The 2,453-nt window shown below is 34.2% G+C and carries 5 protein-coding genes; all 5 read right to left on the bottom strand.

Annotation, left to right across the window (positions count from 1 at the left end):
- Nucleotides 1-476 (bottom strand): tRNA (guanosine(37)-N1)-methyltransferase TrmD (gene trmD, locus B2S90_RS10100; protein ID WP_286696999.1); only part of this gene is annotated, 476 nt, incomplete at its 3' end.
- Nucleotides 466-969 (bottom strand): ribosome maturation factor RimM, encoded by a 504-nt coding sequence (rimM, locus tag B2S90_RS10095; protein WP_286696998.1) that lies wholly within the window; start codon nucleotides 967-969, stop codon nucleotides 466-468. The genes rimM and trmD, both read right to left, overlap by 11 nt.
- A gap of 35 nt (nucleotides 970-1,004) precedes the next feature.
- Entirely contained in the window at nucleotides 1,005-1,259 is a 255-nt protein-coding gene (locus tag B2S90_RS10090) for a KH domain-containing protein (protein ID WP_055233984.1), read from the bottom strand.
- Between the two features lie 2 nt (nucleotides 1,260-1,261).
- Complete coding sequence (rpsP, locus tag B2S90_RS10085) at nucleotides 1,262-1,534, bottom strand: 30S ribosomal protein S16 (RefSeq protein ID WP_006504720.1); 273 nt, start codon at nucleotides 1,532-1,534, stop codon at nucleotides 1,262-1,264.
- 59 nt (nucleotides 1,535-1,593) lie between these two features.
- Nucleotides 1,594-2,453: sensor histidine kinase (locus B2S90_RS10080; RefSeq protein WP_055288880.1), on the bottom strand; the 860-nt coding region annotated here is incomplete at its 5' end.

Below are 2,453 nucleotides of genomic sequence, written 5' to 3'. Positions count from 1 at the left end.
TGAGTAATCACTCCATGAAGTAAACGAATCACACTATCCATGACTACCATCGCACCAAGTTCTCCACCTGTGAGTACATAATCACCAATAGAAAGTTCTACATCTACATAATCACGAATACGTTCATCAAAGCCTTCATAATGACCACAGATAATAACAATATGCTTCTGCTTCAAAGCCAATTCTTCCGCATAAGCCTGATGATGAGTCATACCCTGAGGACTCATTAAAATAACAAGTGAATCCTTTGTGACTACTGTCTTTAAACAATCTAATAATGGCTTACACATAAGCACCATACCCTGTCCGCCACCATAAGGTGTATCATCCACACTCTTATGACGATCTGTCGCAAATTCTCTAAAATCATGAATAGTCACTTCTACATGATCACTATCGATAGCTCTTTTAATAATAGATGTTGTCAAGAATCCTTCAAACATCTCTGGAAATAATGAAAGAACATCAATCTTCATCTAAGAAGCCTCCAATCAATGAGACATCAATACGCTTATGTTCAATATCCTTATTCTTTACAAAAGCATCAATATAAGGGATCATTACCTGTTTACCATTCACATCAACACCAATAATAGCCTGTGCCCCCTGATATACATCAGTGACCTTACCAATATAAGTGCCATTATTATAGACTTCACAATCTACAATATCAGAAATATAATGCATGCCTTCAGGTAATAAAGACGTATCTTTAGGAGCATAACAAATACATCCCTTATACTTTTCTACTTCATTAATATCTGTAAATCCTTTAAAGGCAATCATATCAAGACCCTTATGGATATAGTGCTTACTGATTTCAAAATCGAGATATTCTCTTGGTGTCTTAACAAGAATATGGCTGCCAGGGGCAAAGCGCTGTTCTCCAAAATCAGTTGAAGAAGCAATCTTTAAATCACCCTTGATTCCAAATGTATTAATGATTTTACCAATTTCTACAAGTTCCATTTGTACCTCCAAAAAAAAGGAAGTGTACACTTCCTTTATTCCTCACCATATGATTCAAATTTGATATCTAATCTTTTATGCATACCACGTGTACTTATAGACATAAGCTGTCTGATAGAATTAGCCATAACACCTTTTCTACCAATTAATTTAGAAATATCATCATGTGATGCATAAACATATAGAACAATCGCATTATCATCTAATGAAGGCATTTCTCTAACCTCTAACTTATCACGATTATTGACAAGTTCAAGACACATGTCCTGTAATGCCTTAACGTAATCCATAATTATTTAGCCTTCTTAGATTCAGCAAATTCTTTGATTACGCCTTCTTTAGAAAGGATGTTCTTAACTGTGTCAGAAGGCTGAGCACCGTTACCTAACCACTTTAAGATTTCTTCTTTCTTTAAAGAAACCTTAGCTGGGTTCTGTCTTGGATCATAAGTTCCTAACTGTTCAATGAAACGACCATCTCTTGGCATTCTTGAATCAGCTGCAACAATTCTATAAAATGGTGACTTCTTAGCACCCATTCTCTTTAATCTTAATTTAACTGCCATTGTATTTTCCTCCGATTAATTTAATTTGCCTTCTTATAATACCATATTCAAACTAGGTGTCAAGTATTTTCACTTGACACATTTATTTTTTTGAAAGTCATGATGACTTTAAAGAGATCACCATCTATTTCTATATCAAATGTACCACCCTGAGCAACAACAAAACTTTTCGCAATGGCAAGTCCTAGGCCACTACCTGTTTCATGGCGGGATTTATCTCCACGTACAAAACGCTCCTGGATTTCTTCGCTAGAGAAGTTCATTTCTACCTCACTCATATTCTTGAATATGATTGAAACATAGTCTTCTTCCTCATGAATATCAATATAAGCACGACTATGTGGCATGGCATACTTTCCAATATTAGTTAATAGGTTTTCAAAGACACGGTATGTCTTATCTCCATCTAAGTGTACGACAACATCCTCGACATTCTTAATAACCTGAATATCCTTAGATTCTAAGACTTCAATACATTCAGCTAAGGATTGATCAACTAACGCTTGTAATCTTAAATCAATAGGATGTAGGTCAATATTACCGCTTGTTGCTTTAGAAACATCAAAAAGATCTTGAATAAGATTAGAGAGTCTATTTGTATATTTTTCTAATTGGTTTAAATATTCAGTTCTTGTTGTTTCATCAGCTTGTGTATTCTTAAGTAAAATAACATAATTCTTAATACATGTAAGAGGAGTTTTCAAATCATGCGAGACATTAGTAATAAGTTCCGTCTTCATATTCTGTGATTTTGTTTCTTCCTTCACAGCTGCTTCAAAACCAGTTTTCAGGTTATTTAAGCGATCACGCATACTATTGAAGATTCCTAGATCATCTTCTATTTCTGTATCAAAATGACCATGAGAAAGCTGTTCTGTAAAGTTAAGCATATTTTTATAATCATTCTTTACCTTCATTG

Source organism: Catenibacterium sp. UBA627 (assembly GCF_002299355.1).
Taxonomy (GTDB): Bacteria; Bacillota_I; Bacilli_A; order Erysipelotrichales; family Coprobacillaceae; genus Catenibacterium; species Catenibacterium mitsuoka.
This window is presented reverse-complemented; position numbering and strand designations above follow the sequence as displayed.

Bases quoted from the DNA above. Each gene is read 5' to 3' on its own strand.
- B2S90_RS10090 (WP_055233984.1), bottom strand. From the start codon at position 1,259: ATGGATTACGTTAAGGCATTACAGGACATGTGTCTTGAACTTGTCAAT.
- rimM (WP_286696998.1), bottom strand. From the start codon at position 969: ATGGAACTTGTAGAAATTGGTAAAATCATTAATACATTTGGAATCAAG.
- rpsP (WP_006504720.1), bottom strand. From the start codon at position 1,534: ATGGCAGTTAAATTAAGATTAAAGAGAATGGGTGCTAAGAAGTCACCA.